This is a genomic window from Phytopseudomonas straminea (genome assembly GCF_900112645.1).
Lineage (GTDB): Bacteria > Pseudomonadota > Gammaproteobacteria > Pseudomonadales > Pseudomonadaceae > Aquipseudomonas > Aquipseudomonas straminea.
The window spans coordinates 507666-529742 of the sequence record NZ_FOMO01000004.1 but is presented as its reverse complement, the minus strand read 5'-3'; the positions used below and the strand labels follow the sequence as shown (position 1 = coordinate 529742).

Sequence of the window (22077 nt, the reverse complement as noted above, 5' to 3'; positions counted from 1 at the left end):
CTAGCCCTGCTGGCCGCCTTGGGCGGTTCGGCGATGGCCAGCGAAGCGCCGCTGTCGCTGGCCTGGCTACGGGCCGACGGCAGCGAGTTGTTGCGCCTCGACGGGCAGCGGTTGCTCAGCCGCGAAGCTCTGTCTGACAGCCTGGAGGCGCCGCTGGGCAGCCTGTGGAAGCTGTTCGTCTACGCCTATCTGGTCGACACCAAACAGCCGGACAACGGCTATCAGTGCCGCGGGCAGGACAAGGAAGAGGTTTACTGCTGCAACCCCGGCGAGCGCATCGACCGGGACCAGGCGCTGGTCAAATCCTGCGGCCTGTATTTCGAGCAGCAGAACCTGCAACTGGACCAAGACGACTGGTCGCGCTACTGGCAGGCGCGCAAGGCGCCGAGCTGGATCAGCGAGCGCCAGCGCCTGGCGCCGGCGACCCGCGTCTCCATTCAGCAACTGCTCACGCAACTTGCGCAATTGCCCGCCCAGGCCGATGCCCGCAAGGTGCTGCTGGACGTGGTGCTGGCCGGCGACGGCTCGACCGTCAGCGCCCTGGGCAGCCGCCTGCGGGTGAAGACCTGGAGCTGGCTGGCCGATAACGATCCCCAGGCGCGCCAGGGTGGTTTCGCCGGCTGGCTGGCCGACGGCACGCCCGTCTGGGCGGGCGGCTCGGGCACCAGCGTGATGGTGCTCAAGCGCCATGCCGAGGCGCTCGGCCAGGTGCTGCCAGCGGCCTGGCCAAGCGAGGCCGGCAGCTGCGTCGAGGTGCGCCTGTTCGCCCGCTACCCGTTGCGTCAGCTGCGGCGCGAGGGCAGTGACGCGGCCATGGAGCCGGGTGTGCTCAACGGGCGCTACGAGGTCGAGTTCGCCAATGGCAACCGCCTGCCCATCGAAAGCCACGGCGAGCTGTTTCTCGAACGTACGAACGAGGGCCAGCAGCTCACTGCCCATCTGCAGCGCGAAGACTACGTGGCCCGGGTGCTGGATCGAGAGGCCTCGGCGCAGCCCGCCGAGGCCGCCAAGGCACTGGCCATCGCTGCGCGCACCTACCTGTTGCAGAGCGCCGGTCGCCGTGGCGAATGCCTGCGCATCGACGACAGCAGCGCCAGCCAGCGCGTGGCGCCGCGCCCGGCCAGCCAGGGCGCCAAGTATATCGCCGCGTGGACGGCCGACCTGGTGCTGGCCGGTACGCCGGTGACCTATCACAGCACCCAGCCGGGGCCTGATCGTCTGGCCTGGAGCCAAGCGGTCGAGCAGGCGAACAGTGGCCTGCGTTACGACGCCATCCTCGCTCGCGCCTTCCCGCGTGCCACCCTGAGCCGTTGGGACAAGCCCGTGGCCGCCTGCCAGCCGCTGGTCGCTGCCGAGCAGTGGCTGCGCAAGCAGCGCCGCGACTGGCGCCCGCGCCTGGACATGGAGCCGGGGTATGAAGAAATTCAGCAGTTCACCGTTTGCCAACTGGCTTCCGGGCGGCCCTATGTGGATCGTGAGCGGCAGCGCATTTTCGTGCGCGGCTTCTTCTCCCTACAGGATCGCCTCGACCTGACCCACGAATACCTGCACCTGGCGTTCGTCGCCCACCCCAATGGACAGGACGAGGCCTACGTCGAAGGCCTCGCCCGCACCCTGTTACTGGAATGACATCATGGCCCTGATCACCCCTCGTATCGCCCTCTGCCTGACCCTGCTGCCGCTGTGCGCACTGGCCGAGGTGAAGCTCGACACGCCACGTAGCGGTTGGCGCGTCGGCGGTGGCGACGGCGCGCAGTTCATGCAGGAGGTCAATTACCCGGCCTCTTCGGTGAACAGCGCCGCCAACCAGGCCGACACCGCACGCATCAAGGGTGCGATCAGCGCGTTGCGCAAGGACGAGAGCAGGGCGCCGGGTCGCTTGGTGGTCAACGGCACCAGCATGCCGCTGAAGATCGACGAGGACGGCGGCTTCGACCGCCCGTTCGTGTTCCCGGCCGGCAGCAACAACGTCGAGGTGCGCAGCCCGGATGGCAGCCAGCGTCGGCGCGTGCAGTTCTACAACAATGGCAGCGGCGAAACCCCCGCGCGCCTGCGCGTGGTGCTGTCGTGGGACAGCGACAACACCGACCTGGACCTGCACCTGGTCACGCCCGATGGCGAGCATGTGTGGTACGGCAATCGTTCGCTGGCCAACGGCGCTGCCCTGGATGTCGACGTGACCACCGGCTACGGCCCGGAAATGATCGCCTCGCCCACGCCGCTAAAGGGCCGGTACCTGGTCTACGTGAACTACTACGGCGGCGGCTACAGCTACGACGAAGAGGGCGAGGGCAACCCCGAGCAGATCCTCACCACCGGGCAGATCACCTTGATTACCGAAGAGGGCACGGTCAACGAGAAGCAGGAGAGTTTTCTGGTGCCGATGCGTACGCCGGGTGAGCTGACGCTGGTAAAAAGCTTCAGCTATCCCTGATCTTCAACCCGGGCTACAGGCGTGATGCGTGTCGTTTGGTATCAAAAAAAGCTTATCCATTCTTCATTATTATTCGTTTGATCGCGCTGAATCCCTTAGTCACACTCAGCTCCATTGCTCGCCACGGTTTCTCTGCCGGGGCGGGCAAGGTTGCAAACAGACGAGTACATCATCCAGGGACGGATGCTCCTGCCAGCCGCTTCCAGCGGTCCCCAGCGGGCCTCTCATTTGAGAGGCTCGATCTTTTCGACGGTAGCGATGAAGTCCCACGCGCATTTCCCCCAATGGCTCTCCGCCTTTCTGCCTGATGCCCTGCACACCCGTCCTCGTGAGTGGAGCCGCGCCGCCTTTGGTGCCGCTGCCGGGTTCCTGTTCAGCGCCTGGGTATGCAGCCAGTTGTTCGGCTTGCACATGGCGGTACATTTCTCCGGCCCCCTGGCGGCTTCGGCCGTGCTGCTGTTCGCCGTGTCCTCGGGGGCTCTGGCCCAGCCCTGGTCGATTCTCGGCAGCTACCTGTGCGCCAGTGCCGTCGCACTGACGATCACCCATTTCATCGATCACAGCCTGCTCGGCGCGGCGTTGGCCCTGGGCCTGAGCCTGCTATTGATGTGCCCGCTGCGCTGCCTGCATCCGCCGGGCGGGGCCATCGCTTTCTGCATGGTGTTCGCCACACCGCTGTCGGGCGAGCCATTCTGGCAGCCGGCGCTGGCGGCGATGACCGCCGGCGTCGGGCTCCTGGCCTGCGCGCTGCTCTACAACAACCTGACCCGCGTGCCGTATCCGCGCCCGCACCCCGGCACGCCTGCGGTGCATCACACCCGCGACCCGCTGCCGAGCGAGCGCGCCGGCATCAACGCCGATGACCTGGACTACGCCCTTGACGAACTGGGTTCCTTCGTCGACATCACCCGTGAAGACCTCGAGCTGATCGTGCGCAGCACCGAGAAGCACGCGCTGCGCCGCAGCACGGGCGAGATCCGTGCCGGGCAGATGATGTCCCGCGACCTGATCCACGCCACGCCGCAAACGGCGGTCGCCAAGGGCCTGTACCTGCTCACCCATCACGGCCTCAAGGCGCTGCCGATTCTCGACGCCGGCAGGCTGGTCGGTATCGTCAGCCTGGTCGATCTGGTCAGCGCCACGCGGGCCAATACGTTCAACCTGCGAGCGATCCTCGGCCTGCAGAAGAAGCAGACGCTGGGCGAGCTGATGACCGCGCCGGTGCGCACGGTGGATGTCGATACCCATGTCGTCGACCTGATCGCGTTGCTCTCCGACGACGGCCTGCATTGCCTGCCGGTGCTCGACGAGGGCCGGCTGGTCGGGGTGATCACCCAGACCGACCTGGTCGCCGCGCTGCACCGCGACCTGCTCAGACACCTCGATTGAAGCATCGAATGATCCGCCGCGCGCCCGTACACTGGGCGCCGGATCAGGCTTGAGGAATCGCCAGCGCCAATCGGGCTGGCCCAGCGACCATGGATATCGACCTTACCCGTACCTTTCTGGAAATCGTCCGTAGCGGCAGTTTCATCGCCGCCGCCGAGCGCATGCACGTCACCCAGACGGCGATCACCGCGCGTATCCAGAAGCTGGAAAGTCATCTGGGCAGCATGCTGTTCGTGCGCAATCGCGCTGGCGCGCGGCTGACGCCCGATGGCGAGGCGTTCGTCACCTACGCCAACCAGATCCAGCAGACCTGGGAGGCCGCGCAGCGCGACCTGCCGTTGCCGGACGGTTATCACAACGTGCTGCATATCGGCGGCGAGGTGAGCCTGTGCAATCCGCTGATGCTGCGTTGGGTCAGCGCCATCCGCGAGGGCGTCGACGGCTACGCGGTGCGCGCCCAGGTGGCCGAATGCGCCAGCCTGTTGCGGCAGGTGGAAATGGGCGTGATGGACGCGGCGCTGGTCTACCAGCCCACCTACTGGGCCGGCGTGCAGGTCGAGCAGGTGCTCGAGGAAAAGCTGATTCTGGTCCGTGCGGCAAACCCGGAGCCCTACGTCTATATCGACTGGAGCGACAGCTTCCGCGCCCAGCACGACCGCGCCCTGCCGGACAAGGCGCGGGCACCGGTGTCCTTCAATCTCGGGCCGCTGGCCCTGCAATACATCCTGGAGCACGGCGGCTCGGGCTACTTCCGCACGCGCGTTGTGCAGAGCTACCTGGACAAGAAGGTACTGGAGCGGGTGCCCAGGGCGCCAGAGTTCAGCTACCCGACCTATCTGGTGTATTCCCGCGAGCGGGATTCGGCAGCCCTGCAGCAAAGCTTCGAGCTGCTGCGCGAGATCGCTGCGCAAGATACCGACTGGTCGCAGCGCTGGGATCCGGCGTTGTAGGCGTCTGCTCACGATTTTCAGGTTGAAGTTCAGCGCTTTGCCTGCGAAGTGGCGGTAGCAGCCATAAGGCCCATCTGTGGGAGCGGGCCATGCCCGCGAAAAAATCACGGGCATGGCCCGTCCCCACAGGTAAAGCAACGATGTCCGCTTTTGTTTTGTAGCAGTCCTTTACGCTGCCTGAGAGATCATGAGCAACCCCTCCGTCTTACTTCAGGCTTTCCACCCGCACCGGCGCCACGCCCGTCTTGAGCATATCCAACGACTCGGCCGCCTTGCGCGACACGTCGATGATGCGCCCGCGGGCGAAGGGGCCTCGGTCGTTGATGCGCACCACCACGCTCTGGCCATTGTCGAGGTTGGTAACCCGAACCATGGTGCCGAAGGGTAGGGTGCGGTGTGCGGCGGTCAGCGCGTTCTGGTCGAAGCGCTCGCCGCTGGCGGTCTTGTTGCCGTGGTGCGCGCGGCCGTAATACGAGGCCTTGCCTTCAGCGCGGTAGTCGCCGGCCACGCTGCTGTCATAGCTGCCATAGGGCAGGCCGCCACGGGGCGTGCTGCAGCCGGCGAGCAGCAGGCTGAACAGCACCAGCACAATCGACAGTCCTCGCATCGTTGTTCTCCCTTTGCCATCCATCAGACATGAAAACGCCGGGCAATCCCGGCGTTTTCAAATCGCTCAACCTTCGAGCTTCTTCTTCAGCAGTTCGTTCACTTGCCCCGGGTTGGCCTTGCCCTTGGAGGCTTTCATGGCCTGGCCGACGAAGAAGCCGAACATCTTGCCGCGCTTGGCTTCGTCGCTGGCGCGGTATTGCTCGACCTGCTCAGCGTTGGCCGCCAGCACTTCGTCGAGCATCGTCTCGATGGCGCCGGAATCGGTGACCTGCTTGAGGCCCTTCTTCTGGATCACTTCATCGGCCGTTGCGCCTTCACCGGCAGCCAGGGCCTCGAAGACCATCTTGGCGATCTTGCCGCTGATGGTGTTGTCCTTGATGCGCAGGATCATGCCGCCCAGTTGCTCGGCCGACACCGGCGACTGCTCGATCTCCAGGCCTTCCTTGTTGAGCAGGCTGGACAGCTCGCCCATCACCCAGTTGGCCGACAGCTTGGCATCGCCACAGGTCTTTTCGACGGCTTCGAAGTAGTCGGCCATTTCGCGGCTGGCGCTGAGCACGCTGGCATCGTAGGTGGACAGGCCGAACTGGCTCTCGAAACGCTCGCGCTTCTGCGGCGGCAGCTCGGGCAGTTGGCTGCGCAGTTCGTCGAGGAAGCTGCGCTCAATCACCACCGGCAGCAGGTCCGGGCAGGGGAAGTAACGGTAGTCGTTGGCTTCTTCCTTGCTGCGCATGGAGCGCGTCTGATCCTTGTTGGGATCGTACAGGCGGGTTTCCTGCACCACCTTGCCGCCGTCCTCGATCAGCTCGATCTGGCGCTGCACTTCATGGTTGATGGCTTTCTCGATGAAGCGGAAGGAGTTGACGTTCTTGATCTCGGCGCGCGTGCCGAACTCGGCCTGGCCCTTAGGGCGTACCGACACGTTGCAGTCGCAACGCAGCGAGCCTTCGGCCATGTTGCCGTCGCAGATACCCAGATAACGGACGAGTGCGTGGATGGCCTTCACATAGGCCACCGCTTCCTTGGCCGAACGGATGTCCGGTTCGGAGACGATTTCCAGCAGCGGCGTGCCGGCGCGGTTCAGGTCGATGCCGCTCATGCCCTGGAAGTCTTCGTGCAGGCTCTTGCCGGCGTCTTCTTCGAGGTGCGCGCGGGTGATGCCGATACGCTTGACGGTGCCGTCTTCCAGGGTGATGTCGAGGAAGCCCTTGCCCACGATGGGATGATCCATCTGGCTGGTCTGGTAGCCCTTCGGCAGGTCCGGGTAGAAGTAGTTCTTGCGCGCGAAGACGTTACGCTCGGCGATCTCTGCATCGATGGCCAGGCCGAACTGGCAGGCCATGCGCACGGCCTCGGCGTTGAGCACCGGCAGGGTGCCGGGCATGCCGAGGTCGACCAGGCTGGCCTGGGTGTTGGGCTCGGCGCCGAAGGTGGTGGCGCTGGCCGAGAAGATCTTCGATTGGGTGCTGAGCTGAGCGTGAATCTCGAGCCCGATGACGGTTTCCCATTGCATAAAAGTGTTCCTCAGAATCCGCTCGGTGCTTGTTTGTGCCAGTCGCTGACCTGCTGGTACTGGTGCGCGACGTTGAGCAGACGACCTTCCTGGAAGTAGTTGCCGAGCAACTGCACGCCCACCGGCAGGCCATCGACGAAGCCGGCCGGCATCGACAGGCCGGGAATGCCGGCCAGGTTGGCGGTGATGGTGTAGATGTCTTCCAGGTAGGCGGAGACCGGGTCGGCGTTCTTCTCGCCGAGTTTCCAGGCCAGGTTCGGCGTGGTCGGGCCGAGGATCACGTCGACGTCCTTGAAGGCCGCCACGAAGTCGTTCTTGATCAGTCGGCGGATCTGCTGGGCCTTGATGTAGTAAGCGTCGTAGTAGCCGGCGGACAGCGCGTAGGTGCCGACCATGATGCGGCGCTTCACTTCCTCGCCGAAGCCTTCGCCACGGGAACGCTTGTACAGGTCCTGCAGGTCCTTCGGGTTTTCGCAGCGATAGCCGAAACGCACGCCGTCGAAACGCGACAGGTTGGAGCTGGCCTCGGCCGGGGCGATCACGTAGTAGGCCGGGATGGCATGCTGCATGTTCGGCAGGCTGATGTCCTTGACGGTTGCGCCGAGCTTCTTCAGCTCCTCGACCACGGCCATGACTTTCTCGCCGATGCGCGCGTCCAGGCCGGCACCGAAGTACTCCTTGGGCAGGCCGATGCGCAGGCCCGCCAGTGGCTGGGCGAGGGCGGCCAGGTAGTCATCGACCGGTTGATCGACACTGGTCGAATCCTTCGGGTCGAAACCGGCCATGGCGCCGAGCAGCAGGGCGCAATCCTCGGCAGAGCGGGCCAGCGGGCCGCCCTGGTCGAGGCTGGAGGCGTAGGCGATCATGCCCCAGCGCGACACCCGACCGTAGGTCGGCTTGATGCCGGTGAGGTTGGTCAGCGCGGCCGGCTGGCGAATCGAGCCGCCGGTATCGGTGCCGGTGGCGGCCGGAATCAGCCGTGCCGCCACGGCAGCCGCGGAGCCGCCGGAGGAACCACCGGGTACACGGCTGGTGTCCCAGGGGTTCTTGACCGGGCCGTAGTGGCTGGATTCGTTGGCCGAGCCCATGGCGAACTCGTCCATGTTCAGCTTGCCGAGGCTGACGGTACCGGCAGCCTTGAGCTTGTCGACCACGGTGGCGTCGTAGGGCGCCTTGAAGCCGGTGAGGATCTTCGAGCCGCAACTGGTCAGCACGCCCTGGGTGCAGAACAGGTCCTTGTGGGCGATCGGCGCGCCGAGCAGCGGACCGTTTTCACCCGCAGCGCGGCGGGCGTCGGCGGCCTTGGCCTGCTCGAGGGCCTGGTCGGCGGTGACGGTGATGAAGCTGTTGAGCTGCGGATCGAGCTGCTCGACGCGGCTCAGCAGGCTCTGGGTCAGCTCGGCGGAGGAGAATTGCTTGTCGGCGAGTGCGCGGGCGATCTCGGCCAGGGTCAATTGATGCATGGCGGAAGGCTTTCCTTACTCGATGACTTTGGGAACCAGGTACAGGCCGCTTTCCACGGCCGGGGCGATGGCCTGATAGGCGTCGCGCTGGTTCGCTTCGGTAACGGCGTCGGCACGCAGGCGCTGGGTGGTTTCCAGCGGGTGGGCCAGGGGCTCGATGCCGGTGGTGTCGACCGCCTGCATGTTGTCGATCAGGCCCAGAATGCTGTTGAGGGTTGCGGTGGTCTGTGGCAGTTCACTGTCACTCAGGCCCAGGCGGGCCAGGTGTGCGATCTTTTCCACCTCGGAGCGTTCAAGCGCCATCGGGTTCTCCCTTTGAAAACTGGCCGCCAGGCGGTCGCCAGCGCGCGTATCGGCAGGTACCCGTGCACAGGTGGCAGGGAACGGATGCGCTTGGCTGGCGGTCTAAGGCGGCGACGTGCGGCTTGGGGCAGTTACCGGTAGCGCATGACAGCTTTTCAGTGCTGTCGCCACCCGTGTGAAAGATGCCTCAAGGCCGCGGAAAAACAGGCAATCTAACATATTGGTGCCTTGCTCAAAATCCCTGCCGTTGTTAGAGTTTGCCGCACTTTTTTACCTGCGTGTTTTCTTGCGCCGATCTTTACCACGCGTTGCCTAGGGTCCCTATCCCATGTTCAAAAAACTGCGTGGCATGTTTTCCAGCGATCTGTCGATTGACCTGGGCACTGCCAATACCCTTATTTATGTACGCGAGCGCGGCATCGTCCTGAACGAGCCGTCGGTCGTCGCCATTCGTACCCATGGCAATCAGAAGAGCGTCGTCGCCGTCGGTACCGACGCCAAGCGCATGCTCGGTCGTACTCCTGGCAACATTGCCGCCATTCGCCCGATGAAAGACGGCGTGATCGCCGACTTCAGCGTCTGCGAAAAGATGCTGCAGTACTTCATCAACAAGGTTCACGAAAATAGCTTCCTGCAGCCGTCGCCACGCGTGCTGATCTGCGTGCCGTGCAAGTCGACTCAGGTCGAGCGCCGCGCCATCCGTGAATCCGCCCTGGGCGCCGGTGCCCGCGAAGTGTTCCTGATCGAAGAGCCGATGGCCGCTGCCATCGGTGCCGGCCTGCCGGTCGAAGAAGCCCGTGGTTCGATGGTCGTCGATATCGGTGGTGGTACCACTGAAATCGCACTGATCTCCCTGAACGGCGTGGTCTATGCCGAATCCGTACGGGTTGGCGGCGACCGTTTCGACGAAGCCATCATCACCTATGTGCGCCGCAACTACGGTTCGCTGATCGGCGAATCCACCGCCGAGCGCATCAAGCAGGAAATCGGCACCGCCTACCCGGGCGGCGAGATCCGTGAGGTCGACGTACGTGGCCGCAATTTGGCCGAAGGCGTGCCGCGCAGCTTCACCCTGAACTCCAACGAAGTGCTCGAAGCGCTGCAGGAATCCCTGGCAACCATCGTCCAGGCGGTCAAGAGCGCCCTGGAGCAGTCGCCGCCCGAGCTGGCTTCGGACATCGCCGAGCGCGGCCTAGTGCTGACCGGTGGTGGCGCGCTGCTGCGTGACCTCGACAAGCTGCTGAGCCAGGAAACCGGCCTGCCGGTGATCGTCGCCGAAGACCCGCTGACCTGCGTCGCCCGTGGCGGCGGCAAGGCGCTGGAGATGATGGATCGTCACAGCATGGATCTGTTGTCCACCGAATAAGCCGCACGCCTCACGCTGCAGCAGCTCGGAAGCTACCATCGCGCCGCATGCAGCTTCCGGGCAGGCTACGAGGTAATCACCATAAAGCCGCTATTCGCCAAAGGTCCTTCGCTCGGTGTTCGCCTGCTGGTGTTCGCCGTGCTGTCGGCCGCTCTGATGGTCGTCGACGCCCGTCTCACCGTCCTGCATTCGGTTCGTAGCCAGCTCGGCCTGATCGTCGAGCCAGTGTACTGGCTTGGCCGTCTGCCGGTCACTCTGTGGGAAAGCGCCACCCAGGAGCTCAGCTCGCGCAACGAGCTGGCCGCCGAGAACGAGAAGCTCAAGGCCGAACAGCTGATGATGCAGCGCCGCCTGCAGAAGCTGGCCGCGCTGACCGAACAGAACGTGCGCCTGCGCGAACTGCTCAACTCCTCGGCGCTGGTCGACGATGAAGTGCTGGCCACCGAGCTGATCGGTATCGACCCCAACCCCTTCACCCACCGCATTCTCATCGACAAGGGCGAGAAGGACGGCGTGGTGCTCGGCCAGCCGGTACTCGATGCTCGCGGCCTGATGGGCCAGGTGGTTGAGGTGATGCCCTACACCTCCCGTGTGCTGCTGCTCACCGACACCACCCACAGCATTCCCGTGCAGGTCAACCGTAACGGCCTGCGCGCCATCGCCACCGGCACCGGTAACCCCGAACGCCTCGAGCTGCGCCACGTCGCCGATACCGCCGACATCAAGGAAGGCGATCTGCTGGTCAGCTCCGGTCTTGGCCAGCGTTTCCCGGCTGGCTATCCGGTGGCCACGGTGACCGAGGTGGTGCATGACTCCGGTCAGCCGTTCGCCATCGTCCGGGCCGTGCCGACCGCCAACCTTAATCGCACCCGCTACATGCTGCTGGTATTCACCGACCCGCGTTCGCCGGCGCAGCGTGCTGCCGAGTCGGCGGAGGCTCAGGAAGAAGTCGACCGCCAGACGCGTCACCGTCCTGACGCCGAAGCGCCTATCGAAGACGCCCCACCGGTCGAGGCGCCGCCACCGGAGGTGCAGCCCGTAGAGCCACCCAACGGTGAGGAGCCCCGCTAATGATCGCGTCCCGTTCGAGCAACCTCTGGGTGATCTGGGCCAGTCTGGTGCTGGCCTTGCTGCTCAGCGTATCGGCCATGCCGCGCTTCATGGAAATCGGCCGACCGCTGTGGCTGGCGCTGTTTCTCACCTACTGGGTGCTGGCCGTGCCGCACCGCATCGGCATGACCAGCGCCTTCTGCATCGGCCTGCTGGCCGACGTGCTCAATGGCACTTTGCTGGGGCAAAACGCGCTGATCCTCACCCTGATCACCTTTCTGGTGCTCAGCCTGCATCAGCGCCTACGCATGTTTCCCATGTGGCAGCAGAGCATGGTGCTGTTGGTGGTGTTCGGCGTGGCTCAACTGGTGCAGCTCTGGCTCAACGCCCTGACCGGCAACCGCCCGCCGACCCTCGCCTTCGTGCTGCCGGCTCTGGTCAGCGCGCTACTCTGGCCCTGGGTGTGCACCCTGCTGCGTGCCGTGCACCGGCGCATGCGAGTCAACTGAACCGCGCTGTAGCGCCTGATTGCGAGACCTGTGCATGACCACGCTCTACCTGGCCTCCGCTTCGCCGCGCCGTCGCGAGCTGCTCGCGCAGATCGGCGTCCCCTTCACCACCCACGTGGTGCCCATCGATGAAACCGCGCAGCCCGGCGAGGCGCCTGCGGCCTACGTCGAGCGCCTGGCACGGGCCAAGGCTCAGGCTGCTCTCGCGACTCTGGCTGATCGCCGCGACGCCGTGGTGCTCGGCTCCGACACCGCCGTGGTGCTCGATGGCCGGATTCTCGGCAAGCCCGTCGACCGCGAGGATGCGCTGGTCACGCTGGGGGCGCTGTCCGGCCGCGAGCATCAGGTGCTGACCGCCGTCGCGCTGGTCAGTGATAGCCGCGCCGAAGCGCGCGTGGTGACCAGCACGGTGTGCTTCAAGCCTCTCGACCGGAAACAGATTGAAGCCTATTGGGCCACTGGCGAGCCGCGCGACAAGGCTGGCAGTTATGGTATTCAGGGGCTGGCTGCAGTGTTCGTCAGCCAGATGCAGGGCAGTTATTCAGCGGTGGTTGGCCTGCCGTTGTGCGAGACTGCCGAACTGCTCGCGCAATTCGCGATTCCGTGTTGGCAAACGACTGCCAGCGCATAACCTAAGAGGTTGCAGGCTGCGATGGTTCGGGCGCGATGAGCCCGCCGCTGCTTTCAGCTTCATCTCAGCCAAGAGATGGGCGCATGAGTGAAGAGATTCTGATCAATATCACGCCGATGGAGTCGCGCGTGGCGGTGGTGGAAAACGGTGTCCTGCAGGAAGTGCACGTCGAGCGCACCCAGCGCCGTGGCATCGTCGGCAACATCTATAAAGGCAAAGTGGTGCGCGTGCTGCCCGGCATGCAGGCGGCGTTCGTCGACATCGGCCTGGAGCGTGCGGCGTTCATCCATGCTTCGGAAATTTCCAGCCGCGAAGGCAGCGCCGTGGAGAGCATCAGCGCCCTGGTGCACGAAGGCCAGAGCCTCACCGTCCAGGTCACCAAGGACCCGATTGGCAGCAAGGGCGCGCGCCTGACCACCCAGTTGTCGATCCCGTCGCGTTATCTGGTGTACATGCCGCGCACCAGTCATGTCGGCATCTCCCTGAAGATCGAAGACGAAGCCGAGCGCGAACGCCTCAAACAGGTGGTCACCGATTGCGTGGCCGCTGAAGGCATCGCCGAAGCCGGCGGGTTCATCCTGCGTACGGCGGCCGATGGCGCGCGGGCCGAGGAGATTCTCGTCGACATCCGCTACCTGCGCCGCCTGTGGACGCAGATCGCCGAGCAGATGAAAAGTGCGCCGACGCCCTCGGTGATCTATGAGGACCTGAGCCTGGCCCTGCGCACCCTGCGCGATCTGGTCAGCCCGCGCTCCGAGAAGATCCGCGTCGACTCCCGGGAAACCTTTGGCAAGGCCACCGCTTTCGTCGCCGAACTGATGCCGGAAATAGCCGACCGTCTGGAGCATTATCCGGGCGAGCGGCCGATCTTCGACCTGCACGGCATCGAGGACGAGATCCAGAAGGCCCTGGAGCGCAAGGTGCCGCTCAAGTCCGGCGGCTATCTGATCATCGACCCCGCCGAGGCGATGACCACCATCGACGTGAATACCGGCGCCTTCGTCGGCCATCGCACGCTCGAAGAGACCATCTTCAAGACCAACCTCGAGGCGGCCACCGCGATCGCCCGCCAGCTGCGCCTGCGCAACCTCGGCGGCATCATCATCATCGACTTCATCGACATGGAAGACGAGGAGCACCAGCGCCAGGTGCTGCGCACCCTGGAAAAGCAGCTGGAGCGCGATCACGCCAAGACCAACATCATCGGCATCACCGAGCTGGGCCTGGTGCAGATGACCCGCAAGCGCACTCGTGAAAGCCTCGAACAGGTGCTGTGCGAGCCTTGCAGCCACTGCCAGGGGCGCGGCAAGCTGAAAACCGCGGAAACCACCTGCTACGAAATCTTCCGTGAGATCCTCCGCGAGGCCCGTGCCTACCAGCCCGAGGGCTACCGCGTGCTGGCCAACCAGAAGGTGGTCGACCGCCTGCTCGACGAGGAATCGGGCAACGTCGCCGACCTTGAAGCATTCATAGGACGAACCATCAAGTTCCAGGTCGAAACCATGTACTCCCAGGAACAATATGATGTGGTGCTGCTGTAACGTTGCCCGGCCGGGCCGGGAAGTGAACTGAATGGCGCGTCTGGGGCAGGCATTCGCCACGTTGCTGCGCTGGGGCCTGGGGCTGTGTGCGCTGGGCCTGGTGCTGGCCGCCTTTTACGTGAGCCTCGGTCGCCAGTTGGTGCCCCTGGTGGCCGAATACCGCGAAGAGGCGCAAACCCGCGCCAGTGAGGCCCTGGGCATGCCGGTCAGCATCGGCGCACTGGAAGGGCACTGGAGCGGTTTCGCGCCGCTGCTGACCGTGCGCGATCTGCGCATTGGCGAAGGCGAGCAGGCACTGGCTCTCGACCAGGTGAAGGTGGTGCCCGACTTGCTTGGCAGCCTCATGACCTGGCAACCGCGCCTCGCCGATCTACAGCTCGATGGCCTCAGCCTGACCCTGCGTGAAGACAAGCAAGGCGCCTGGCACGTGGACGGCCTGCCGCAACGGCAGAATCAGCCGCCGCTGGATATCGCCAAGGCGCTGCGCCAGTCCCAGGTGCTCGGCCATCTTTCCCTGCTCGGCAGCCAGGTTAGCGTCCAGGCGCTCGGGCAGGCGCCGCTGCAACTCACCGACATCAACCTCAGCGTCGATAACGGCAGCAGCCGTCAGCGCCTGAACGCACGCCTGCACCTGCCGGATGGCCAACCCCTGGCCCTGCAGCTGCGCACGCGCATCCAGGCCGAGCACTGGCAGGACGCCCGTGCCGAGCTGTACCTGAGTGCGCCACAGAGCGACTGGGCCGCCTGGCTGCCGCAGAGGCTGACCCGCGATTGGCACCTCGACAATCTGCAACTGGGCGGTGAGCTGTGGGGCGTGTGGGACCAGCGTCAGTTGCAGCGTGCCGTTACTCGCCTGCATGCGCCAGCCATCAAGGGGCATTATGGCGAGCGCAAGTCCGTCGCCCTCAAGGATCTGGCCCTGAATGCCTACTTCGAGCGCAAGGGTGATGACTTCGACCTGTTGCTCGATGATTTCGCCTTCAGCCGTGGTGACAACCGCTGGGGCGAAGCGCGAATCGCCCTGGGCCATCAGGCGGCCAAGGACGACCAGTCGCAGCGTTGGAAACTGAGCGCCGACCGCCTCGATGTCGGCCCGCTTGTGCCGCTAGTCGAGAGCCTGGCGCCGCTGCCGGACACGGCGCTGGATCTGCTGCAGACCCTCAAGCCCCACGGCGGCCTGCGTAACCTCAACGCCAGCTTCCAGCCGGATGCTGAGGGGCCGAAACGTTTGCAGTTCTCCGCCAACCTAGAGCGCGTCGGCTTTTCCGCCTGGCATGCCTCGCCTGCCGTGGAGAACGGCAGTGGCAGCATCACCGGAGACCTGGGCGGCGGCGAACTGAAGGTCGACAGCGAAGATTTCTCCCTGCACCTGACCACCCTGTTCCCGAAGGCCTGGGTCTATCAGCAGGCCAAGGGTCGGCTGACCTGGACCCTCGACGACGAAGGCTTCACCCTGCGTGCGCCTTATCTGCAAGTGGTGGGTGAAGAGGGCAAGGTGGCCGGCGATTTTCTGATCCGCATGCTCAAGGACCCAGAGCGCGAGGACTATATGGACCTGCGCGTCGGCATGCGTGACGGCGATGCGCGTTTCACCGAAAAGTACCTGCCGACCCCGGTGCTCAGCCCGGCCCTCGACGAATGGCTGAAGACCGCCATCCGCAGCGGCAAGGTCAACGAGGGCTACTTTCAGTATCAGGGTTCGATCAACCGCAACCCGGATCCGGCAGTGCGTAGTATCAGCCTGTTCTTCGACGTGCAGGACGCCGAGCTGGCCTTCCAGCCCGGCTGGCCGGCGCTGCGTGATGCCCGCGGCCAGGTGCTGATCGAAGACAGCGGCGTGCGCGTGCGCGTTTCCGAAGGCAAGATTCTCGACAGCCGCGTGCGCGAGGCATTTGCCGATATCCCCCATGTCGACAGTGGCCAGACTCCGCACCTGAAGCTCAAGGGCAAGCTGCAGAGCAGCGTCGGCGATGGTCTGAAGATCCTTCAGGAAACCCCGCTTGGCGTCGCCGACACTTTCGCTGGCTGGAAGGGCGAGGGCGCCCTCAATGGCGCTCTGAATCTGGATATCCCACTGCAGAAAGGCGAGCCGGCCAATGTGATCGTCGACTTCAGCGCCAACAAGGCCTCGCTCGCCATCAGCAAGCCCGATCTGCAATTGAGCGACGTGACCGGAGATTTCCGTTACGACACGGGCAAGGGGCTGAGCGCGCCGACGATCACTGCCCGAGCGCTGGGACATGCCATCCGTGGCAAGGCGGTGGCCGATGGCAAACCCGGTCAGCCACGTAGCCAGATCGAGGCCAATGGCGTGGTAACTCTGGCGAGCCTGACGCAGTGGTTGGGCGTCAAGCAGAAGCTGCCGGCAGAAGGGAGCCTGCCATATCGCCTGAACCTGAGCCTGGAGGGCGCGCAAAGCCAGCTGAGCGTCGACTCCGACCTCAAGGGCCTGAGCATTGGCTTGCCGGCGCCCTTCGGCAAGGCTGCCAACGAGCAGCGCGCGGCTCAGTGGCGCATGAGTTTCGGCGGTGCCGAGCAGCGCTATGGGCTCGACTACGCCAATGTGGCCAGCTTCACCCTGGCTGCACCTACAGGCAAGTTTGACCAGAGTCGCGGTGAGCTGCGCATTGGCGATGGCCCGGCGATCCTGCCGAGCAGTCGCGGCGTGCGGGTGCGTGGGCGCGTCGAGCGGGTCAACCTGGCCGAATGGCAGAAGGCGATCGAGCCTTATCAACAGGCGTCACGTCAGCAGACGCAGCAGTTGTTCAGCGATGCGCAGCTGCGTATCGGCCACTTCGAAGGCCTTGGGCAGAAGCTCGATGATCTGGATGTGGGCCTCCGTCCGCTCAATGGCGGCTGGTCGCTGAAGCTGGACAGCACCCTGGCCAAGGGCCGCATCGACCTGTTCGAGGCCGCCGACAAGCCTATCGTCGCCGATATGGAATATGTGCGCCTGCCGGCCGCCAAGCCGAAAACCGAGGACGAACCGGAGCCTGAGGCGCCTGACCCGCTGGCCGATTTCGACCCGCGCAAGATTCCGGCGCTGAACCTGCGCGTCGCCCATGTGTTTCAGGGCGACGACGACATGGGCACCTGGTCGCTCAAGGCACGGCCGGACGGCCAGGGCGTGCAGTTCAGCGATCTGGACATCAACCTCAAGGGCTTGCATATGGGCGGCGCCATCGGCTGGCAGGGGGTGCCGGGGCAGACGCGCAGCTGGTACAAGGGCCGCCTGCAGGGCGAAAAGCTCTCCGAAGTGCTCAAGGCCTGGGGCTACGCGCCGTCGGCGACCAGCGAAAGCTTCCGCCTGGACGCCGACGGCCACTGGCCGGGCTCGCCAGCCTGGTTCAGCCTCAAACGCTACTCCGGCAGCCTCGACGCAGCGCTGCGCAAGGGCCAGTTCGTCGAGGTGCAGGGCTCAGCATCGGCGCTGCGGGTATTCGGCCTGCTCAACTTCAATTCCATCGGCCGGCGTCTGCGCCTGGATTTTTCCGACCTGCTCGACAAGGGCCTGAGCTACGACCGGGTGAAAGGCAACCTGCTGGCTACCGACGGCGTGTTCGTCACCCAGGAGCCGATCACCATGACCGGCCCGTCGAGCAACCTGGAGCTCAACGGCACCCTTAACATGGTTAACGAGGGCATCGACGCCAAGCTGCTGGTCACCCTGCCGGTGACCAACAACCTGCCGATTGCCGCCTTGATCGTCGGCGCACCGGCCATTGGCGGTGCGCTGTTCATCGCCGACAAGTTGTTGGGTGATCGCGTGGCGCGCTTCGCCAGCGTGCAGTACGACGTCAAGGGCACGCTGCACGACCCGGAACTGAAGTTCGACAAGCCGTTCGAGAAGCCCAACTGAGCCGGAGGTCATGATGTCATTCGCCGTGATCCAGATGGTCAGCCAGGACGATATCGCCGCCAACCTCCTGCAGGCCCGGCGCCTGCTGGAGCAGGCCGCGGCGGGTGGCGCGCGACTAGCCGTGCTGCCGGAAAATTTTTCCGCTCTGGGCCGCCGCGACGCCGCAGCTCTTGGCCGCCAGGAGGCCAGCGGCGAAGGCCCGGTGCTGCCCTGGCTGCGCAGCGCCGCCCGCGAGCTTGGTTTGTGGATAGTCGCCGGGACCCTGCCGCTGCCACCGCGAGATGAGCCCGACGGCAAGCCGCGGGCCTGCTCGCTACTGGTCGATGAGCACGGCGAGTTCGTCGCCCGTTACGACAAACTGCACCTGTTCGACGTGGATGTCAGCGACAGCCGCGGCCGTTATCGCGAGTCGGACGACTATGCCCATGGCGGGCAGATAGTGGTGGCCGACACGCCCGTCGGGCGTCTGGGTTTGACCGTCTGCTATGACCTGCGCTTTCCTGAACTCTATGGCGCCCTGCGTGAGGCTGGCGCCGAATTGATCACCGCGCCCTCGGCCTTCACTCGGGTTACCGGGGCGGCGCACTGGGAGGTGCTGATTCGCGCCCGCGCCATCGAAACCCAGTGCTACCTGCTGGCGGCGGCCCAGGGCGGCATTCACCCTGGCGGCCGGGAAACCCACGGCCACAGCCTGATCGTCGACCCCTGGGGGCGTAAGCTGGCAGAGTACGCCGAGGGTGAAGCGATGCTGCTGGCCGAGCGGGATGCCGGCGAGCAGGTGGCGATTCGCGAGCGCATGCCGGTGCTGCGACACAAACGTTTTTTCGCTGCGGCCGAGCCGCGGCAGCCTGATGTGGAGACCTTATGAGCGACCTGTTATCGACCGTCAGCGAGCAACTGCTGAGCCCCGGCGGCTTGACCCTGGAGCACCTGCCGGGCGTGCTCGGCGAGCTGGCCGGCCCTGGCATCGACGCCGCCGACCTGTACTTCCAGACCCAGGTCTCGGAAACCTGGGTGCTGGAAGACGGCATCGTCAAGGAGGGCAGTTTCAACCTCGACCAGGGCGTGGGCGTGCGTGCCCAGTCCGGTGAGAAGACCGGTTTCGCCTACAGCAATGCCATCACCCCCGAAGCGCTGAGCCAGGCGGCTCGCGCCGCGCGCTCGATTGCCCGCGCCGGTCAGCAGGGCCGCGTGCAGGCCTTCAAGGCTACCGAAGTGATGCCGCTGTACGCCGCCGACAACCCGCTGGACGTGATCGACCGCGCCCAGAAGGTCGAGCTGCTCAAGCGCATCGACCTCGCCACCCGTGCTCTGGATCCGCGCATCAAACAGGTGACGGTGAGCCTGGCCGGCGTCTGGGATCGCGTGCTGGTCGCGGCTACCGACGGCAGCCTGGGCGCCGATATCCGCCCTCTGGTGCGTTTCAACGTCAGCGTGATCGTCGAGCAGAACGGCCGTCGCGAGCGCGGCGGCCACGGTGGCGGCGGGCGTACCGACTACCGCTATTTCCTCAACGAAGATCGCGCCATGGGCTATGCCCGCGAGGCGCTGCGCCAGGCACTGGTCAATCTCGAGGCGATCGCTGCACCAGCCGGCACCCTGCCGGTGGTGATGGGCGCCGGCTGGTCCGGCGTGCTGCTGCATGAGGCGGTCGGCCACGGCCTGGAAGGTGATTTCAACCGCAAGGGCAGTTCCAACTACAGCGGCAAGATCGGCCAGCAGGTGGCATCCAAACTGTGCACCATCGTCGATGACGGCACCCTGGCCGAGCGCCGTGGTTCGTTGAGCATGGACGACGAGGGCACGCCGACCCAATGCACCACGCTGATCGAGAACGGCGTGCTCAAGGGCTACATGCAGGACAAGCTCAACGCCCGCCTGATGGGCGTGGCGCGCACCGGCAACGGCCGCCGCGAGTCCTACTCGCACCTGCCGATGCCGCGCATGACCAACACCTACATGCTGGCCGGCGAGAGCGACCCCGAGGAAATCATCCGCTCGGTAAAGAAGGGCATCTATTGCGCCAACCTCGGCGGCGGTCAGGTCGACATCACCAGCGGCAAGTTCGTGTTCTCCACCAGCGAGGCTTACCTGATCGAGGACGGCAAGATCACCGCACCGGTCAAGGGTGCGACCCTGATCGGCAACGGTCCGGAGGCGATGAGCCGGGTATCGATGGTCGGCAACGACCTGGCGCTGGACAGCGGCGTCGGCACCTGCGGCAAGGATGGCCAGTCGGTGCCGGTCGGCGTCGGTCAGCCGACCCTGAAGATCGATGCGATCACGGTCGGCGGTACTGGCGCGTGATGCGCGCGGGCGACGGCGTCATCCGCGCGGGGCGCTCAGCGCAAGCCGCGCTGGGTGTCGTCGAGCTCGCGTATGTACTTGAAGATCTTGCGTGAGGCGGCCGGTGCCTTGTTCTGCGCCGCTTCGTGCTGGGCATGGCGAATCAGGCCGCGCAGGTGCTGGCGGTCGGCGTCGGGGTACTCGCTGATGAATTTTTCCAGTAGCTCGTCGTTGCCCTCGATCAGCCGGTCACGCCAGCGCTCGAGATTGTGGAAGCGTTCGTTGTACTGGCGCGTGGAGGCATCGACCTGGTCGAGCAGCGCGACGATGGCGTCGATGTCCTGTTCGCGCATCAGCTTGCCGATGAACTGGACATGGCGCTTCTTGGCCGAATTGGCGGTGTGCTTCGGTGCTTCTTCCAGGGCGCGGCGCAGGGCGTCGGTCAGCGGTAGCTTGCGCTGCAGGTCGGGCTTGAGGCCGGCCAGGCGCTGGCCTAGTTCCTGGAGCGCATGCAGCTCGCGCTTGACCTGGGATTTGCTCTTCTCGCCGGAGAAGTCATCGGAGTAATCAGACATGGGGCGGTGATCCAATGGGAAACGCCGCCATGATAGCAGCAAGTTTCTTGCCGCATGCGCGACCCGCGTCGTTGCCGCTGTGGCTATCGTTCAGGAGTCGTTATGAGTGAAGTGGAAGTAGTCGGACCTGCCGCGTTGCCTGGTTTGCAGGCGCAGGTCGAACAGATCATCGCCGAGGCCAAGAAGCAGGGCGCCACCGCCTGCGAGGTCGCCGTATCGGTAGAGCAGGGGCTGTCCACCACGGTGCGGCAGCGCGAGGTGGAAACCGTCGAGTTCAATCGCGACCAGGGTTTCGGTATCACCCTGTACGTGGGCCAGCGCAAGGGCTCGGCCAGTACGTCGGCCACCGGCGAAGCGGCCATTCGCGAAACCGTGGCGGCTGCTCTGGCGATTGCCAAGCACGCCTCCGAAGATGAGAGTGCCGGCCTCGCCGACGCGGCGCTGATGGCTCGCGATCTGCCGGATCTGGACCTCTATCACGCCTGGGACATCACCCCCGAGCAGGCCGTCGAGCGTGCGCTGACCTGTGAAGCGGCGGCCTTCGATACCGATGCGCGCATTCGTAATGCCGATGGCACCAGCCTGGGCACTCACCAGGGCTGCCGCGTGTATGGCAACAGCCACGGTTTCATCGGCGGTTACGCCAGCACCCGCCACAGCCTGAGTTGCGTGATGATCGCCGAGAGCGAAGGGCAGATGCAGCGCGACTACTGGTATGACGTGAACCGCCAGGGCAACCTGCTCGCCGACGCCGCCAGCATCGGCCGGCGTGCCGCCCAGCGTGCGGTCAGCCGCCTGGGCGCGCGCCCGGTGCCGACCTGCGAGGTGCCGGTGCTGTTCTCGGCAGAGCTGGCCACCGGCCTTTTCGGCAGCTTTCTGGGCGCCATTTCAGGCGGCGCCCTGTACCGCAAATCGTCGTTCCTGGAAGGCACCCTGGGCGAGCAACTGTTCCCGTCCTGGCTGAGCCTCGATGAGCGCCCGCACATTCCGCGCGCCATGGGCAGCGCCTCTTTCGATGGCGACGGCCTTGCTACCTACGCCAAGCCGTTCGTCGAGGGCGGCCGGTTGGTGTCCTACATCCTGAGCACCTATTCCGGGCGCAAGCTGGGCATGCCGAGTACCGCCAACGCCGGTGGTGTGCACAACCTGTTCGTCAGCCATGGCGAGGAAGATCAGCAGGCGCTGATCAAGCGCATGGGCCGCGGCCTGCTGGTTACTGAGCTGATGGGCCATGGCCTGAACATGGTGACCGGTGACTATTCCCGCGGCGCAGGCGGTTACTGGGTCGAGAATGGCGAGATCCAGTTCGCCGTGCAGGAGGTGACCATCGCCGGCAACATGCGCGACATGTTCCGGCAGATCGTCGCCGTGGGCAGCGACCTAGAACTGCGCAGCAATATCCGCACGGGCTCGGTGCTGATCGAGAAGATGACCGTCGCCGGCAGCTGAACCAGAAGGGCGATCTCGGCGCCCTTCCTTATTGCAAGCCGTCGTGCAAGGCGACGGCTTTCCTTCCTACCGTTTCTTTCTCTGTGCTTTTTACCGGGCAAGTCCGCTTACGACATCCCACCTCTGCGAATCGGCACCTGCGTTTGCATT

The 22077-nt window shown here is 65.1% G+C and carries 18 protein-coding genes; 13 read left to right on the top strand and 5 right to left on the bottom strand.

Going from position 1 to position 22077, the window contains the following annotated elements; all coding sequences use genetic code 11:
- Window positions 1-33: 33 nt before the first annotated feature.
- From BM279_RS13000 to BM279_RS12985, 4 genes are all read left to right on the top strand, one after another.
- The gene (locus BM279_RS13000; protein ID WP_167363140.1) at window positions 34-1629 is read left to right on the top strand and encodes a DUF2300 domain-containing protein; all 1596 of its coding nucleotides are present in this window, start codon (window positions 34-36) and stop codon (window positions 1627-1629) included.
- Window positions 1630-1633: 4 nt separating this feature from the next.
- Window positions 1634-2434, top strand: a complete 801-nt coding sequence (locus BM279_RS12995) for a YfaP family protein (RefSeq protein ID WP_093504231.1) — start codon at window positions 1634-1636, stop codon at window positions 2432-2434.
- 258 nt (window positions 2435-2692) lie between these two features.
- Window positions 2693-3823: an HPP family protein gene (locus BM279_RS12990; protein WP_093504230.1), complete on the top strand. Its 1131-nt coding sequence runs from the start codon at window positions 2693-2695 to the stop codon at window positions 3821-3823.
- 89 nt (window positions 3824-3912) lie between these two features.
- The gene (locus tag BM279_RS12985; protein ID WP_093504229.1) at window positions 3913-4773 is read left to right on the top strand and encodes a LysR family transcriptional regulator; all 861 of its coding nucleotides are present in this window, start codon (window positions 3913-3915) and stop codon (window positions 4771-4773) included.
- Between the two features lie 205 nt (window positions 4774-4978).
- Here BM279_RS12985 and BM279_RS12980 read toward each other — a convergent pair whose 3' ends face one another.
- The 4 genes from BM279_RS12980 to gatC all read right to left on the bottom strand — a co-directional run bounded on the left by BM279_RS12980 (window position 4979) and on the right by gatC (window position 8661).
- Window positions 4979-5380 (bottom strand): septal ring lytic transglycosylase RlpA family protein, encoded by a 402-nt coding sequence (locus BM279_RS12980; protein WP_093504228.1) that lies wholly within the window; start codon window positions 5378-5380, stop codon window positions 4979-4981.
- 66 nt (window positions 5381-5446) lie between these two features.
- On the bottom strand, window positions 5447-6895 hold the full coding sequence (gene gatB, locus BM279_RS12975; protein ID WP_093504227.1) for an Asp-tRNA(Asn)/Glu-tRNA(Gln) amidotransferase subunit GatB: 1449 nt from the start codon (window positions 6893-6895) through the stop codon (window positions 5447-5449).
- An 11-nt stretch (window positions 6896-6906) separates the two neighbouring features.
- Window positions 6907-8358, bottom strand: coding sequence for an Asp-tRNA(Asn)/Glu-tRNA(Gln) amidotransferase subunit GatA (gene gatA / locus BM279_RS12970; RefSeq protein WP_093504226.1), 1452 nt, complete (start codon window positions 8356-8358; stop codon window positions 6907-6909).
- Between the two features lie 15 nt (window positions 8359-8373).
- Window positions 8374-8661 (bottom strand): Asp-tRNA(Asn)/Glu-tRNA(Gln) amidotransferase subunit GatC, encoded by a 288-nt coding sequence (gene gatC, locus BM279_RS12965; protein ID WP_013792779.1) that lies wholly within the window; start codon window positions 8659-8661, stop codon window positions 8374-8376.
- 328 nt (window positions 8662-8989) lie between these two features.
- On the opposite strand from gatC, the gene mreB reads away from it, so the two are divergent.
- From mreB to tldD, 8 genes are all read left to right on the top strand, one after another.
- Window positions 8990-10027, top strand: a complete 1038-nt coding sequence (gene mreB / locus BM279_RS12960; RefSeq protein WP_013792778.1) for a rod shape-determining protein MreB — start codon at window positions 8990-8992, stop codon at window positions 10025-10027.
- Between the two features lie 81 nt (window positions 10028-10108).
- The gene (gene mreC, locus BM279_RS12955; protein ID WP_093504225.1) at window positions 10109-11098 is read left to right on the top strand and encodes a rod shape-determining protein MreC; all 990 of its coding nucleotides are present in this window, start codon (window positions 10109-10111) and stop codon (window positions 11096-11098) included.
- The gene (gene mreD, locus BM279_RS12950) at window positions 11098-11586 is read left to right on the top strand and encodes a rod shape-determining protein MreD (RefSeq protein WP_093504224.1); all 489 of its coding nucleotides are present in this window, start codon (window positions 11098-11100) and stop codon (window positions 11584-11586) included. The genes mreC and mreD overlap by 1 nt, the downstream gene beginning before the upstream one ends.
- Window positions 11587-11620: 34 nt before the next feature.
- Entirely contained in the window at window positions 11621-12217 is a 597-nt protein-coding gene (locus BM279_RS12945; RefSeq protein WP_093504223.1) for a Maf family protein, read from the top strand.
- Window positions 12218-12300: 83 nt separating this feature from the next.
- Window positions 12301-13758, top strand: a complete 1458-nt coding sequence (rng, locus tag BM279_RS12940) for a ribonuclease G (protein ID WP_093504222.1) — start codon at window positions 12301-12303, stop codon at window positions 13756-13758.
- A 31-nt stretch (window positions 13759-13789) separates the two neighbouring features.
- Complete coding sequence (locus BM279_RS12935; RefSeq protein WP_093504221.1) at window positions 13790-17617, top strand: YhdP family protein; 3828 nt, start codon at window positions 13790-13792, stop codon at window positions 17615-17617.
- Window positions 17618-17630: 13 nt separating this feature from the next.
- Window positions 17631-18485, top strand: coding sequence for a carbon-nitrogen hydrolase family protein (locus tag BM279_RS12930; RefSeq protein ID WP_093504220.1), 855 nt, complete (start codon window positions 17631-17633; stop codon window positions 18483-18485).
- Entirely contained in the window at window positions 18482-19924 is a 1443-nt protein-coding gene (gene tldD, locus BM279_RS12925) for a metalloprotease TldD (RefSeq protein WP_093504219.1), read from the top strand. Before BM279_RS12930 ends, tldD begins: the two co-directional genes overlap by 4 nt.
- A 35-nt stretch (window positions 19925-19959) precedes the next feature.
- Here tldD and yjgA read toward each other — a convergent pair whose 3' ends face one another.
- Window positions 19960-20478, bottom strand: coding sequence for a ribosome biogenesis factor YjgA (gene yjgA / locus BM279_RS12920; protein ID WP_093504218.1), 519 nt, complete (start codon window positions 20476-20478; stop codon window positions 19960-19962).
- Window positions 20479-20580: 102 nt separating this feature from the next.
- Between yjgA and pmbA the strand changes: the two genes are divergently transcribed.
- A complete protein-coding gene (gene pmbA / locus BM279_RS12915; protein WP_093504217.1) occupies window positions 20581-21927 on the top strand; it encodes a metalloprotease PmbA in 1347 nt (448 codons plus the stop codon).
- Window positions 21928-22077: the final 150 nt, after the last annotated feature.